This is a genomic window from Porticoccus sp. GXU_MW_L64, from assembly GCF_052983295.1.
The window spans coordinates 1-13,406 of record NZ_JBRKJK010000012.1 but is presented as its reverse complement, the minus strand read 5'-3'; the positions used below and the strand labels follow the sequence as shown (position 1 = coordinate 13,406).

Here is a 13,406-nt window from a genome sequence, read left to right as displayed (position 1 = left end):
CTTATTCCGGGGGTCGGTAGCCGTAAATGCCTTCTTCCAGTAGATCGTCCACTTTGCTGCTGGTTCCCGCTAGCCCTTTTAGCTGTATCTGGAAGAAGATGCCTTCGTCTTCGTCCAGATTGCTGCTGGGCAGCAGGCGCAGGTCGTCGCGGCGAATCCAGCGGCGTGCCACGATGCTGGTGCGCCAGCAGCAACTGTTGTATTCCACTCCGGCGAAGGTTTCAAGGTTGCGGCTGTTGGTAAAGTCGTAGTTCCAGCGGGCAATCAGGCTGAAATTGCCGCGCAGGGGGTAAACGGTGGAAATGTCCCCCTGTTTGATGTTCTGGTCCTGCAGGAAGCTAAAACCGGGGTCGGCGGGGCTGCGCACTACTCGTGCGGTGTTGCGGGTGTAGCGGTAGCCCAGGTTAAAAAGGCGGTTGTTGCCATCGTTGTAGCGCAGGCCCACGCTGCCCCGGTCGATGCGATCCAGGTCGGTATCCCAGGTGGTGTCGCCGAGAAATTGCCAGCGGTCGCTGATGCGCCAGTTGAGCTCCGCTGCAATGGGGGAGCTGTTGCGGGTCAGGTTGTTAAGGTCCACCAGTGTGCGCTCGTTGACCAGGGCATCGCCCTCATCCACCAGGCCGTTGCCGTTGCTGTCCAGTTCCTGCACCGGATTGTCCAGCACGGTACCGGTCAGCACCTGGTTAAGGGTGGTGCGGCGGTCTTCAAAGTAGAATATTCGGCCAATGCTGGCGCTCAGCCATTCGCGGCCATTGCTGTCGATAAAGCGGGAGGTCAGGCCAAAACTGGCTTGCTTGCTGTCGCCCAGGCGGTCGCCGCCGCTAAAACGGTCTTTGCGCCACAGGGAGCTAAAGCCGAAGGTCTGTTCGCTGGTGTCGAAGTCGGGCAGCTCGTCCTGGTCTTCCTGTTCGGCGTACAGCAGAAATAAGCGTGGTTCTAAGGTTTGGGTGCCAGATTCTTTTTGGCGTTCAAAGAACAAGCCGGTATCCAGATAGGCCAGCGGCGCACTGGCAGAGGGCGATGTGTCAGCAATGGGGCCAAGGTTTTCATCCAGGTTGTAACTGATATGGCGCAGTTCTACCCCCGGTGTGAAAAACCCCCACTGCCACTGATTGGCCCATTCCAGACCCCAGTCAACACGAGCGCGGTTGCCGGTTGGGAAGGGCACTAAATTGCTATCTACATCTGGTGAGTCATTACTGTGTTCGAAGGCAACAGCATGGTGGTTTAGCGTTAGAGAAACTCCGCCACCCAGACTGTAGGTTCCGTTAGCATCAATTCTTGGCAGTTGTTTGTAGGGCTCGCTTAACGGCTGCTCAGGGTCGGTAAAGATGGTTTGGAACTGTTCGCCTTTAAAGCTGAATTCCCAGTGGTCGGTGTTGTAACCCAGCTCCAGTTTTTGCTGAAGGTGGGTGCTGCTTTCGTCTTCGTCCAGGGTGTTGATGCCCAGGTCGCGAATATAGAGGTTGTCGCTGACTTTGGTGTAATCCACTTCGGTGGTAAAGGTGCCGTCACCCAGCGCGAAGGCGCCGTTGTGTTGCAGGTTGCGCCACCAGCGGTCTTCGCCAATTTCGATGGTTTCCAGGTCGTTGTTGGCTTCGCCCCCCTGGTCTTCCCCCAGCCAGGATGCGTTGATCTCCGTGCGCCCCCAGCTGGACAGGTGGCGGAATTGGGCTTCAATCATATTGCCGCGCTCCTGGATATAGCGCGGGGTCAGGGTCAGGTCGTAGTTGTCCGCCAGGCTGATGTAGTAGGGCACGGAGAAGTCCAGCCCATTGCGGCCACCAACGCCCAGGTTGGGGAACAGCAGCCCGGTCTGGCTTTCGTCCCCCAGCGGGAAGCGTATCCAGGGCAGGTATGCGATGGGAATGTCTTTGACTTCAATGCGCACGTTGCGGGCGGTGGCGGTGTTTTTTTCGGTATCCACATCCACGGAGCCGGTTACCAGTTGCCAGGCGTTGCTGTCCGGGGGGCAGCTGGTGTAGGTGACGTCTTCAATGCGGAAATTGGCTTCGTCGCTGCGAGTCAGTTTGTCGGCGGTGCCCCGCACCTGGGCTTGCGGAAACACAAAGGCGGCGTTGCTTACGTCCACAGCGCCGGATTCCAGGTTGAGTTTGGCGCTGTCTCCCATCAGTAGCAGATTGGGCTCGCTGATGCGGATGTTGCCGTGAAACTCGGCGATGTTGTTGGGGGCGTCAATCACGCCATTGTCGCTGATCAGGTTGCGGTTGCCCTGGGTGATTTCCACATTGCCTTTCAGACTGATGAGTTCGTGGGCTTCCTGCTGCCAGTCTGCTTTGACGTGTACAGGTGCTGTGTCCGGGTTTTGCTGGCGTTTGGCCGGGTCGCCGGGGGCGATGTACATGCCGCAACAGCCGGCGGCTATCTGGGCCTGCTGTTGTTCGCTGAGTTGATCTTTTTCCACCCAACCCAGCCGTTGCATCAGCGGGGTTCCCGCTGTTGTCAGCGATGCCAACTCTGCGGCTATATGGGCAGGCAGTTGTTTGCCGCCCACTTGTTTGCTGATTTGCCGGCAGTCCCAGCCATCGCCTTTTTCGTTGGGTTGGCAATCCCATTCCACCACTTGTTCAGCTGCACTGGGTAGTGCGATAGCGGCGGTGGCCAACAGGCTCATGCGATAGCGGGTGAGTGCGTTGTGCAGAGGCGTGCGGCGGTGGTTTTTCATTCGGGAATTGGCTGGGGGCATGGGTGTTGTTTTGTTATTGGTACGGCAAGCGGGCATTGTAACGTAACAGTGGGGGGATGGTGGACATTTAGTTTGGGTAGCGATCCGAGGCGAGGTGTGCTTTTCCAGACACGCCGTCAATACGTCCTTGTAGGCTCTTCTGCGGCATCCCTGCCGCAGACGGTCTGGAAAAGCACACCTCGCCTCGGATCTTCAATTCAAGTGTGGCGGCTTTTGTTGTTGAAAGGGTAAAATCATTGCCCTCGTTAAACGGCGAACCCTCAATGTCTCCACAACCAGATACAAAAGCCCTGCAAAACTGGCTGCTCGATTACCTTCCCGCGTCGGCCTGGCTGCAAGGAGAATTGACCTTGTCGCCTCTCGGTGGGGATGCCGGGTTTCGGCGCTATTTTCGCCTTAACACCCAGCCGTCGTTGCTGGCGGTGTGGGCGCCGCCGCAATGGGAAGACAGCGCGGCTTTTGTCAGCAAGGCGCTGGTATTTCGGGACTGTGATATTTATACGCCGCAGATTTACGCGGTGGATTACCACAACGGCTTTTTGCTGATTGAGGATTTTGGCGATCAGCTTTACGCCCAGGATTGCACCCAATCCTGCTATGCCGCCGCGCTGCAAACCCTGCAGAAGATACAGGCCCTGACACCTCAGCCACAGATATTCCCCCAATACAACGAGGGTTTGCTGTCCCGTGAGCTGGGGCTGTTTCCCACCTGGTTTTTGGGGGAGTTGCTGCATCTGGAATTGCGCCCGGATGAGCGCGAGCTGATTCAGCAGGTGGAGCAAGTACTTATCGGCAACGCCCTTGAACAGCCTCAGGTGGTGGTGCATCGGGACTATCACTGTCGCAACCTGATGGTATTGCCCGACGACCGGGTAGGCGTCATTGATTTTCAGGACGCGGTAATTGGCCCGGTGACTTACGACCTGGTGTCCATTCTCAAGGACTGTTACCAAATGCAGCAGCAGGACTGGGTTGAGCAGCAAGCACTGATGTACGCTGGGCAGCTGCGCGAGAAAGGGCAGTTGCAGGGTGTCAGCGATCAGCAGTTTTTGCACTGGTTCGACCTGATGGGTCTGCAGCGCCATATCAAAGTGCTGGGTATTTTTGCCCGCCTGTCACTGCGGGATGGCAAGCACGGCTATCTCAAGGATTTGCCACTGGTGATTCGCTATACCCTTGAAGTGAGCGAGCGCTATTCGGAGCTGGCGGCCTTTGGCCAGTGGTTCCGTCAGCGAGTATTGCCTGCGCTGCCTCAGCACCCTTGGTACAAGGACTGGCAATCCGCCGGGGAATAGGGAGTGGTTTCCATGAAAGCCATGATTCTGGCGGCGGGCTACGGCAAACGTATGCGGCCACTGACGGACACCACGCCAAAGCCGCTGCTGCCAGCCGGTGGCAAGCTGTTGATTGAATATCATCTAGAGCGTTTGGCGGCAGCGGGGGTTACCGAATTGGTGATCAACACCGCCTGGCTGGGTCAGCAAATTCAGGATTATGTGGGCGATGGCAGCCGCTACGGGGTACAGGTGCAGTGGTCGCCGGAAAGTGAACCCCTGGAAACCGGCGGTGGTATTTACGCTGCGTTGCCATTGCTGGGTGAGCAACCTTTCCTGGTATTGAATGGCGATATTTGGACAGACTTTCCATTTAGGCAATTGGCGCAGCGGGGCCTGGCGCAGGATGAGCAGGCTCACCTGGTACTGGTACCCAACCCGGCCCAGCATCCCCAGGGGGATTTTGTGATGGATGGCCAGCAACGGGTCAACTATCCGGATGGGTCGGGGCAGCGTACCTTTACATTTAGTGGTATCAGCCTGCTGCGGCCACAGAGTTTTGCCAGTTATCAGCCATCACAGTCCGCTTTTCCCTTGTGGGATGTGTTGCGTCCGGCCATGGCCGCTGGAACAGTGAGCGGCCAGTCGTATCACGGCCACTGGTTTGATATTGGTACGGTAGAGCGTTTGCAGGCGCTGGATAAGCGACTCAACAGCAAAGAGCTCAATTGGTGAAACGGATTTTCCTTCCCGGAAGTATTTTTTGTCGTCTGGCGTTTGGTGGCTCACTGTTGCTGATTACAGCGCTGTCCCTGATGCCCATGCCGGATGGGGAACTGCGGTTTCCCCATCAAGACAAAGTGAGCCACGCAGTGGCCTATGTATACCTGTTTGTTCTCGGTTGGTGGGGGTGGTTTGTCACCCGCCCCCGGTGGCGTCTGGCCCTGATATTGCTGACTTATGGAATTTTGATAGAGCTACTGCAAGGGATGACCGGCTACCGCTCAATGGAGTGGCTTGATTTGTTGGCTAATATCACCGGAATTGGTGTAGGTTGGCTCTTGGTAAGAATGTTCCGTCATTGCGAGGAACCGTAGGTGACGCGGCAATCTCGTCCAGATCGCGCCTGATGATGGAGATTGCCGCGGTCGCTGCGCTCCCTCGCAATGACGGAGATAGTTACGGGTTGTATTCCCCTCCCAACGCCTGAACAGGCTGTTGAGATTTGCCATCAGTCACCCAGGCGGCAATACCGTAGCGCCGGGCCTCGTTCATTATCATCGGCAGCCTGCCACTCCAGCTGCCCTGTTTTGCGTTATAGCTGCCAAAGCCCACCACCACAAAGTCGTGCTCCAGGGTCTTGTTGCGATTTTCGCCTTTGGTCACCCGGCTACTCAGCTCCATACCGAGAATGGCGATATTCAGCCGCTGGCCGCTTTTGCCGTCGAAACGGGCCTGAAATTCCTTGCCATCAACGGTCAGCTGCAAATTGCCCACATCCTTTTGTAGTGCCTTGGGCAGGGTGCGTTCATGCTGAAAGAAGCCGCGCCATTCATGGCCATTGAGTAAAAACCCGGGTGTGTAAACATTACCCACCGCCCCGCTGCGGGCGTAGTTGCGCTGGCGCTTGTCGAACTGCTCGCTGGCGAACGGGTCCTGCCAGCCAATCCAGTCCCAGTAAGCCACGTGAAAAGCCACCGGCACGAACTGCTGCCACAGGCCGGGGTGTTGCTGCTGGCGCGACAGCCAATGGTCTGCCGGCGGGCAACTGCTGCAGCCTTCAGAGGTATAGAGCTCCAGCAGTTGCACTTGCTGGTTGCCGCTCTGGTAGGTTGTTTCTGCGTTGCTGACGCTGGCAAAGGCAATAGCAAGGGCGGCAAGGATAGTTTTTAAGGGCATTCAGTGTCTCCGGATCGTGACACCTTAGTACCTCCAAAGCAGTAAGGGTTCCCGACTTTACGTCATTCTGAGCGTAGCGAAGAATCTCTTGGTGCTGTTGAGCTATGAGATCCTTCGCTGCGCTCAGGATGACAGGGGAGGCTGAGCTCAGGATGACAGGGGAGGCTGAGCTCAGGATGACACAGCGCCGTAGCCAGGGTAGAGCAAAGCGGCACCCGGGATGGTCATGGTGTCACCGCCAACTTGATAGTTGTGCCAGACAGCGCTGGGGTGCCGGACAGGTTTAGCGTCAGTTCAGTGAGATTTTGCCAGGGGTCGTCGCCACCCAGACCTTTAATGGCCTGGTCGGTATTGCGGCACAAGCGCAGCATGGCGCGCAGTTGTGGCCCTTGCAGGCGGCGCAGGGCTTGCTTATAGAGCGGCTGGCGTTTGTCCCACACGCCGGCACTTTTCAGGGCTCGCTCCAGGGGTTCGCCGTTGCGGTGGGCATCGCTGGCTTTTAGCAGAATGCGAATTTCCCGGCTCAGGGCCCAGAGAATTACTGGCGGTTCCGAGCCCTCCTCTCGCAAACCACGGAGAGTGCGGGCGGCGCTTTGGGCATCGCCCAGCAGAATTTTGTCCACCAGGGTAAATACATTGTAGCGGGCGCTGTCTGCCACCACGGTAGACATGGTGGTAGCGTCCACCTCAGCATCGCTGGCCAGCAGTTTGAGTTTTTCAATTTCCTGCACCGCTGCCAGCAGGTTGCCCTCCACCCGGTCGGCGAGAATGTCAATGGCCTGTGAGCTGGCATTAATGCCAGCCGCTTGCAGGCGCTGGCCAATCCAGCGGGGCAGCTGATTGGCGGGCACCGGCCAGGTTTGTACCAACACGCCGGTATTATCCAGCGCTTTTACCCATTTGCCGCGCTGGGTGGCGGCGTCCAGCTTGGGGGCGATCACCAGCAGCAGGTTGTCCGGGCTGGCGTTCTGGCAGTATTCCTGAATGGCCTTGCTGCCCTTGTCGCCGGGTTTGCCGGTGGGAATGCGCAGTTCGAGGATTTTTTTGTCCGCAAACAGAGACAGGCTGTTGGCTTCGCTGAGCAACTGGTTCCAGTCAAAACCCGCTTCGCCGTGGAACAGCTCGCGCTCGTTAAACCCCTGGGCGCGAGCGGCGGTGCGAATGGCGTCGCAGGCTTCCTGTACCAGCAGTGGTTCTTCGCCAAACACCAGATACACCGGTGCCAGCTGTTGCAGGTGACGGGAGAGCTGTTCCGGTTTGATCTTCACGGCGGCTTACTGACCGTTGGAGAGCGCTTGCAGGCGGCGAGTCAATTGGCGCACCAGGTCGGACAGCAATTCCTGCTGCACCAGTTCCAGCTCGTCGGCCTTGCCGATAATCTGGTTTTCGTCAAAGTCCAGGGAGCGCTCGGCGCGCAAAACGGTGTTGGGCAACACAGTGTCGCCATTGCCAGCCAGCACTGTGACAGTAATTTCCTCCACCACGGTTTGCTCTGCGGCACGGGCGCTACTGGTGATGCTGGCGGTGCGGCTGTCGCTGTTTTCGCGAACCACCACAACCTGATATTGCGCGTCCTCTGCCTGCTCCGGAATACGAATACCCTGGCTGAGCAAATCGTTTTTCAGCAACCGGGCAAAGCCGCTGTGAGGCATGGCGGAGCGCACGTGAATACTTTCCAGCTCACTGGCGTCCAGCCCGCCGCGCAGCTGCCAGCCGCAGCTGCTCAGCAGCAGCGAGGATATAACCAGGCAGTAGGTAATGAATTTATGCATTTGCGGATATTTCCAATTTCGTGGGCTAGGTTACAGATTACAGCACGCTGGCTGCGCCAGCTACAGGGCGCGCTTCGCGCTTACAGGAAAGTCTGCTGTCAGCTGTAGGCCGCAGAGCGGCCGTCCTGTAGCGCAAAGCGCGTCCTGTTACCTATCCTTTCACTCCGAAAGTCACCAGTTTACCCGGAATCACTTTGCACATCTTGATCTCTTTGCCTGCCAGGAATTTCTGCACGTTGGCATCGCTTTTGGCCAGGTCGATGATGCTGTCCGGACTGGCATCGGCGGCCACACAGAGTTTGGCGCGCACTTTGCCGTTTACCTGTACCACCATTTCGATGCTGCTGCGCACCAGGGCGGCTGGGTCGTGGCTGGGCCAGGGTGCGTCGATTACGGCACCGTTGTGGCCGAAGGCGTTCCACAGCACATGGCTGGTATGGGGTGCAACCGGGGCCAGCAGCAGAACCGCGGCTTCAAGGGCTTCCCGCTCTACCGCCAGGCCCTGTTCGGAATCGTCGCTGAATTTGCTGACCTCGTTGATCAATTCCATTACCGCGGCGATGGCGGTGTTAAAGGTCTGGCGGCGGCCGTAGTCATCGCTGACTTTGGCAATGGTTTCGTGGGTTTTGCGGCGCAGGTCTTTTTGTGTGTCTGTTAATGCACCTACATTCAGCGCGGCTGTTTCACCTTTGGCCAGGTGTTCCTGGGCGTTTTTCCACAAACGGCGCAAAAAGCGGCTGGCACCTTCCACGCCGGAGTCGTGCCACTCCAGGGTTTGCTCCGGCGGTGCGGCGAACATGGTAAACAGGCGCACGGTATCGGCACCGTACTGGTCGACGGCGGTTTGCGGGTCGATGCCGTTGTTTTTCGACTTCGACATTTTAATGGTGCCGCCCACTTGCAGCTCGTCGCCACTGGCGGTTTCTACCGCTTTTACTGTGGCACCCTTGTCGTCTTTTTCCAGAGTTACGTCTACCGGATTCACCCAGGTTTTGCTGCCATCGGGGTTGCCTTTATAAAACGATTCCGCCAGCACCATGCCCTGACACAGCAGGCGTTTGAAAGGCTCGTCGCTGTTCACCAGGCCTTCGTCGCGCATCAGTTTGTGGAAGAAGCGGGCATACAGCAGGTGCAGGATGGCGTGCTCGATACCGCCCACGTACTGATCCACCGGCAGCCAATAGTTGGCGGCGTCCGGGTTGAGCATGGCCTGTTCGTAGTTGGGGCAGGTGTAGCGGGCGTAGTACCAGCTGGACTCCATAAAGGTGTCGAAGGTGTCGGTTTCGTGTTCTACCGGCTGGCCGTTGTGCTCTGCCTTGCGCCATTCCGGGTCCTGCTTGATGGGGGAGTGCACGCCGTCCATTTCCACGTCTTCCGGCAGCAGTACGGGCAGTTTTTCCAGGGGCACGGGAATTTCGCAGCCGTCTGCGGTATTAAACATGGGAATGGGCGAGCCCCAGTAGCGCTGGCGGGATACGCCCCAGTCGCGCAGCCGGTAATTGGTGGTGACACAGCCTTTGCCAAGCGCCACCAGTTTGGTGGAAATGGCGTCGAAGGCGGCGTCAAATGGCAAGTCGTTAAATTCGCCGGAGTTAACCAATATGCCTTTGTCAGTAAAGGCTTGCTTGCTTAAGTCAATGTCTTCGTTATTGGCTGGAGCAATCACCTGCTCGATGGGCAGGTCCATTTTGGTGGCAAATTCCCAGTCCCGTTGGTCGTGGGCGGGAACGGCCATTACCGCGCCGGTGCCGTAATCCATCAATACATAGTTGGCCACCAGCACCGGCACTTCGCGGCCAGTAATGGGGTGAATGGCTTTCAGGCCCAAATCCATGCCTTTCTTTTCCATGGCGGCCATATCCGCTTCCGCCACGGATTGGGACTTGCACTCTTTGATAAAGGCGGCCAGCTCAGGGTTGTCTTTTGCCAGTTCCAGGCTGATGGGGTGCTCGGCGGCAATGGATACGTAGGTAACACCCATCAGGGTGTCCGGGCGGGTGGTGTACACATCAAAGCTGGCTATTTTTTCGCCGCTGGCGCCACCTGCAACCTCTGTGGACAAGTCAAAAGTCATCTCCACGCCGCGGCTTTTGCCAATCCAGTTGCGCTGCATGGTTTTGACTTGCTCTGGCCAGCTTTCCAGTGTCTCCAAATCGTTGAGTAGTTGCTCGGCGTAGTCGGTGATTTTGATAAACCACTGGGGAATTTCCTTGCGTTCTACCAGCGCCCCGGAGCGCCAGCCGCGACCGTCGATAACCTGCTCGTTGGCCAGTACGGTCTGGTCCACCGGGTCCCAGTTCACTGTGGCCATTTTTTTGTACACCAAACCCTTTTCGTACAGGCGAGTGAAGAACCATTGTTCCCACTTGTAGTAATCCGGCGCGCAGGTGGCCAGCTCGCGGGTCCAGTCAAAACCGAAGCCCAGTGCCTGCAACTGGCCCTTCATATGGCCGATATTGCTGTAGGTCCACTTGGCGGGAGCGGTGTTGTTGGCGATGGCAGCGTTTTCCGCCGGCAGGCCAAAGGCGTCCCAACCCATGGGGTGTAGTACGTTTTTGCCCTGCATGCGCTGGTAGCGGGAGATCACATCGGTGATGGTGTAATTGCGCACATGACCCATGTGCAGGCGTCCGCTGGGGTAAGGGAACATGGCGAGGCAGTAATACTTGTCGCGACTTGGGTCTTCGCTGACTTCAAAGCACTGATTGTCGGCCCAGTATTGTTGGACTTGCTGTTCGATGGATTCGGGATTGTATTGCTGTTGCATCGCTTCTGTTCTGCCGTCTGCCCAGAGTTGTGAGTATAAAAATCTGGGGTGTTAAAAAGTAAGCGGGCAATTATACGGGCAATGATGGGGGATACATAGGGGCGAGAGCCTTAATCTACCGGGCTGCGAATGGCGTCGGCGCGGTTGCGCACAACGTGCAGGTAAATCTCGGTTGTGGTGATTTCCGCATGGCCAAGCAGCGATTGAATCAGACGCAGGTCGTAGCCGGTTTCCAAAAGCCGGGTGGCGAAAGAGTGACGAAAGGTGTGGCAGGTAACCCGGCGGTTGAAGTTTAGGGCCCTTGTCGCTTTGCGCACATGTTTTTGCAATACCGTGTGGTGTAAATGATGTCTGCGCTGAGCTCCTGTACGTGGGTCTGTGCCAATACGGGTAGCAGGGAACAGATATTGCCAGCCAGTTTCCCGTGATGCAGATGGAAACTTCTGCGATAGCGCGTTTGGCATATATACTTCGCCAAAGCCGCAGTTGGTGTCGTACTGATGCAGGGCGGCTACCTTGTCAACTTGCTGTTTCAAGTCTGCGATTAACGAGTTGGGCAATAGAGTAAAGCGATCTTTCAGTCCTTTGCCTTCCCGAACGCAAATTTGCTTCTGGTCAAAATCCAGATCCTTGATGCGCAAGTTCAGGCATTCATTGAGGCGCAGCCCGGAACCGTAAAGCAGTTGCACCATTAATTTGTGTGGTGATTTCAATAGCGACAATATGGAAACCACTTCCGCGTGGCTTAAAACGGCAGGCGCACGACGAGGTTGTCTGGCGTAGGAAAATTTAAGGCGGCCCAACTCAACGCCAAGAAAGCGCTTGTAGAGGAACACCAGCGCGTTGAGGGCAACCTGCTGAGTACCCACTGCAACCGAGCGTTGTTCACTGATGTAGGATAGAAATGATTCAACCTCGGCAGCGCCCATATCGCGAGGGTGGCGCTTTTTATGAAAGTTAATGTAGTACTTTGCCCAGTGCAGGTAAGTTCGTTCGGTTTGCAGGCTCAAACCACGGCGGCGAATTTCAAGGCTTAACTGGTCGAGAAATTTGGTGGGCTTTTGAGGCAGAGAAGGGCGGATATCGTCCATGTGGCACCTTTTTACTGTATTTATGTACAGTTATAGTAAGAGTTTCATCCTATTGCAAGAAAAAAGTAACCCATGGCTTCTTTTGTCGGAAATTTGGATATTGATTTGGTGGTAACTACCTGAAACTATTGGGATAAATTTTTATTGTCGAATGACGGCCCCGAAAAACAAAGCCAAGGGCAAAAGAAGCCACGGCTTGAACCCAAAATGCGGAAATGGTCATGTTTGTGATTAAGTGGTTGAAAAAAATAGAGAAATGGTGTTAAAAAGAACCGGAGTTGTCAAAATAAACGAAGCCGGAAAAAGAAGCCATGGCTTCATAATAAGCTGTTATGAGCTAAGGAGAGTTATGAAGCCAATTTTAGTTTTGATATTACTGTTTTTAGTCGGGTGTTCTAGCTACCCTCCAAAAATTGATCTCGAAAACTACTCAAACAATGACGATCAATTTCCGGTGAGCAATGGCGGTAATAATGTCGATTACTATTCAATTACAACAAATATGGATTGGCCGATAAGGGTTACGCCCGACGAGCTCAAAAACTATGTTACTTGGAAGCACGCAATAGATTTGGTTCTAGATGGTCAGGTGAAGAATATATTCCAAGCCCATTCTTTAGAGGTCGGGCTAGAGCTCGAATCAGGAGAATGGGTTTCAACAATTGAACCAAGTATCGATACTATTTTGGTTATCCTCCAGAAATGTGGTGATCCATGCGAAGATATAGGCCAGATGATCGAGTAGTCGCTCATAACAAACAGCTCAATCCGACCTCCACTGTGTTGCTCGTTTTGTGCTTTACCGCTACGCTCGCACAAAACAATCAACTCCGTTCCGGCGGCTTAGCTGGGCGTTAAACGATAAGGAATCAGAATGCGATTAGAAAATAAGATTGCACTCATTACTGGAGCAGCAAGAGGAATAGGCGAAGCAATTGCAAGGCTATTTGTAGAAGAAGGAGCTTTCGTTATCCTGTCAGATATAAATGACGAGCAAGGAGAGGCAGTTGCATCAAATGTCAGCAAAAACTGTGAATATGTGCATTTAGACGTTTCTAGTCAAAATGATTGGTTGGCAGCTCAAGAAACCATTCTAGAGAAGCATGGGCGACTCGATATTCTTATTAATAATGCTGGTATAACTGGTTTCCTAGAAACTAGTGGGCCACATGACCCAGAGAATTTAGATTTTGATAGTTGGCAAAAAGTGAATGCTGTTAATTCAGATGGTACTGTCTTGGGTTGTAAAGCGGCTATTAAACTCATGAAATTATCTAAATCAGCAAGTATCGTTAATCTCTCATCAAGATCAGGCATTGTTGGCATTCCAGGTGCAGCAGCATATGCTGCAAGTAAGGCCGCAATTAGAAATCATAGTAAAACGGTTGCTCTTTACTGTGCAGAACAAGGTTATCCTATTAGGTGTAATTCAATACACCCCGGCGCTATATTAACCCCAATGTGGGATGCAATGCTTGGAGAGGGTGATGAAAGAACCAATGCAATAAAAGCAATTTCATCAGATATCCCTTTAGGTGTAATGGGATCTGCTGAAGATGTAGCCTTTGCGGCCTTATATCTAGCATCAGACGAATCAAAGTATGTAACAGGTATAGAGCTAAATATCGACGGTGGTATATTAGCTGGTAGCGCAGCGTCACCAAATAGAGAGTAGCGTTTAACAAGTCAAAGCACAGGGACTAAATAAGCTGTGCGCCTTTTGCAATGCTTCGCATTTTATCGCAAAAGCCACCCAACTTATTTAGCCCGTGTTTGAGGCGTTGAAGGTGTAGAAAAACTCTAAAAACAAGGCGTTTTTTGCTAAAATATGGCATCTGATAAAGGACTCATTCCATGCCAAACTTCAAACCATACAACTACAACCAAGACGCCATG

General features: G+C 54.7%; 11 protein-coding genes. 5 read left to right on the top strand and 6 right to left on the bottom strand.

Annotated elements, in window-relative coordinates:
- Position 1: 1 nt before the first annotated feature.
- Positions 2-2,707 carry an LPS-assembly protein LptD gene (locus tag ACVBEJ_RS10840; RefSeq protein ID WP_447129652.1) on the bottom strand — a complete coding sequence of 902 codons (2,706 nt, stop codon included), beginning with the start codon at positions 2,705-2,707 and terminating at the stop codon, positions 2-4.
- Between the two features lie 263 nt (positions 2,708-2,970).
- Here ACVBEJ_RS10840 and ACVBEJ_RS10835 point away from each other — a divergent pair, with 263 nt between their 5' ends.
- The 3 genes from ACVBEJ_RS10835 to ACVBEJ_RS10825 are packed head-to-tail and all read left to right on the top strand — an operon-like array spanning position 2,971 to position 5,078.
- Positions 2,971-4,002 carry an aminoglycoside phosphotransferase family protein gene (locus ACVBEJ_RS10835; RefSeq protein ID WP_447129651.1) on the top strand — a complete coding sequence of 344 codons (1,032 nt, stop codon included), beginning with the start codon at positions 2,971-2,973 and terminating at the stop codon, positions 4,000-4,002.
- A 12-nt stretch (positions 4,003-4,014) separates the two neighbouring features.
- The gene (murU, locus tag ACVBEJ_RS10830) at positions 4,015-4,716 is read left to right on the top strand and encodes an N-acetylmuramate alpha-1-phosphate uridylyltransferase MurU (protein ID WP_447129650.1); all 702 of its coding nucleotides are present in this window, start codon (positions 4,015-4,017) and stop codon (positions 4,714-4,716) included.
- Positions 4,713-5,078, top strand: coding sequence for a VanZ family protein (locus ACVBEJ_RS10825; protein WP_447129649.1), 366 nt, complete (start codon positions 4,713-4,715; stop codon positions 5,076-5,078). Before murU ends, ACVBEJ_RS10825 begins: the two co-directional genes overlap by 4 nt.
- Before the next feature lie 82 nt (positions 5,079-5,160).
- On the opposite strand, the gene ACVBEJ_RS10820 is transcribed toward ACVBEJ_RS10825, so the two are convergent.
- From ACVBEJ_RS10820 to ACVBEJ_RS10800, 5 genes are all read right to left on the bottom strand, one after another.
- On the bottom strand, positions 5,161-5,880 hold the full coding sequence (locus ACVBEJ_RS10820; protein ID WP_447129648.1) for a DUF1223 domain-containing protein: 720 nt from the start codon (positions 5,878-5,880) through the stop codon (positions 5,161-5,163).
- A gap of 224 nt (positions 5,881-6,104) precedes the next feature.
- Positions 6,105-7,148 (bottom strand): DNA polymerase III subunit delta, encoded by a 1,044-nt coding sequence (gene holA, locus ACVBEJ_RS10815; RefSeq protein ID WP_447129647.1) that lies wholly within the window; start codon positions 7,146-7,148, stop codon positions 6,105-6,107.
- Between the two features lie 6 nt (positions 7,149-7,154).
- The gene (locus ACVBEJ_RS10810) at positions 7,155-7,652 is read right to left on the bottom strand and encodes an LPS-assembly lipoprotein LptE (RefSeq protein WP_447129646.1); all 498 of its coding nucleotides are present in this window, start codon (positions 7,650-7,652) and stop codon (positions 7,155-7,157) included.
- Positions 7,653-7,803: 151 nt separating this feature from the next.
- On the bottom strand, positions 7,804-10,419 hold the full coding sequence (gene leuS, locus ACVBEJ_RS10805; protein WP_447129645.1) for a leucine--tRNA ligase: 2,616 nt from the start codon (positions 10,417-10,419) through the stop codon (positions 7,804-7,806).
- Positions 10,420-10,529: 110 nt separating this feature from the next.
- A complete protein-coding gene (locus ACVBEJ_RS10800) occupies positions 10,530-11,510 on the bottom strand; it encodes an integron integrase (protein WP_447129644.1) in 981 nt (326 codons plus the stop codon).
- A 235-nt stretch (positions 11,511-11,745) separates the two neighbouring features.
- On the opposite strand from ACVBEJ_RS10800, the gene ACVBEJ_RS10795 reads away from it, so the two are divergent.
- On the top strand, positions 11,746-12,255 hold the full coding sequence (locus ACVBEJ_RS10795; protein ID WP_447129643.1) for a hypothetical protein: 510 nt from the start codon (positions 11,746-11,748) through the stop codon (positions 12,253-12,255).
- A gap of 129 nt (positions 12,256-12,384) precedes the next feature.
- Positions 12,385-13,185 carry a glucose 1-dehydrogenase gene (locus ACVBEJ_RS10790; protein WP_447129642.1) on the top strand — a complete coding sequence of 267 codons (801 nt, stop codon included), beginning with the start codon at positions 12,385-12,387 and terminating at the stop codon, positions 13,183-13,185.
- Positions 13,186-13,406: the final 221 nt, after the last annotated feature.

What these genes read in the sequence shown, in the direction of transcription:
- ACVBEJ_RS10840 (WP_447129652.1), bottom strand. Translation starts at nt 2,707, where the DNA reads ATGCCCCCAGCCAATTCCCGAATGAAAAACCACCGCCGCACGCCTCTG.
- ACVBEJ_RS10835 (WP_447129651.1), top strand. Translation starts at nt 2,971, where the DNA reads ATGTCTCCACAACCAGATACAAAAGCCCTGCAAAACTGGCTGCTCGAT.
- murU (WP_447129650.1), top strand. Translation starts at nt 4,015, where the DNA reads ATGAAAGCCATGATTCTGGCGGCGGGCTACGGCAAACGTATGCGGCCA.
- ACVBEJ_RS10820 (WP_447129648.1), bottom strand. Translation starts at nt 5,880, where the DNA reads ATGCCCTTAAAAACTATCCTTGCCGCCCTTGCTATTGCCTTTGCCAGC.
- ACVBEJ_RS10810 (WP_447129646.1), bottom strand. Translation starts at nt 7,652, where the DNA reads ATGCATAAATTCATTACCTACTGCCTGGTTATATCCTCGCTGCTGCTG.
- leuS (WP_447129645.1), bottom strand. Translation starts at nt 10,419, where the DNA reads ATGCAACAGCAATACAATCCCGAATCCATCGAACAGCAAGTCCAACAA.
- ACVBEJ_RS10800 (WP_447129644.1), bottom strand. Translation starts at nt 11,510, where the DNA reads ATGGACGATATCCGCCCTTCTCTGCCTCAAAAGCCCACCAAATTTCTC.
- ACVBEJ_RS10790 (WP_447129642.1), top strand. Translation starts at nt 12,385, where the DNA reads ATGCGATTAGAAAATAAGATTGCACTCATTACTGGAGCAGCAAGAGGA.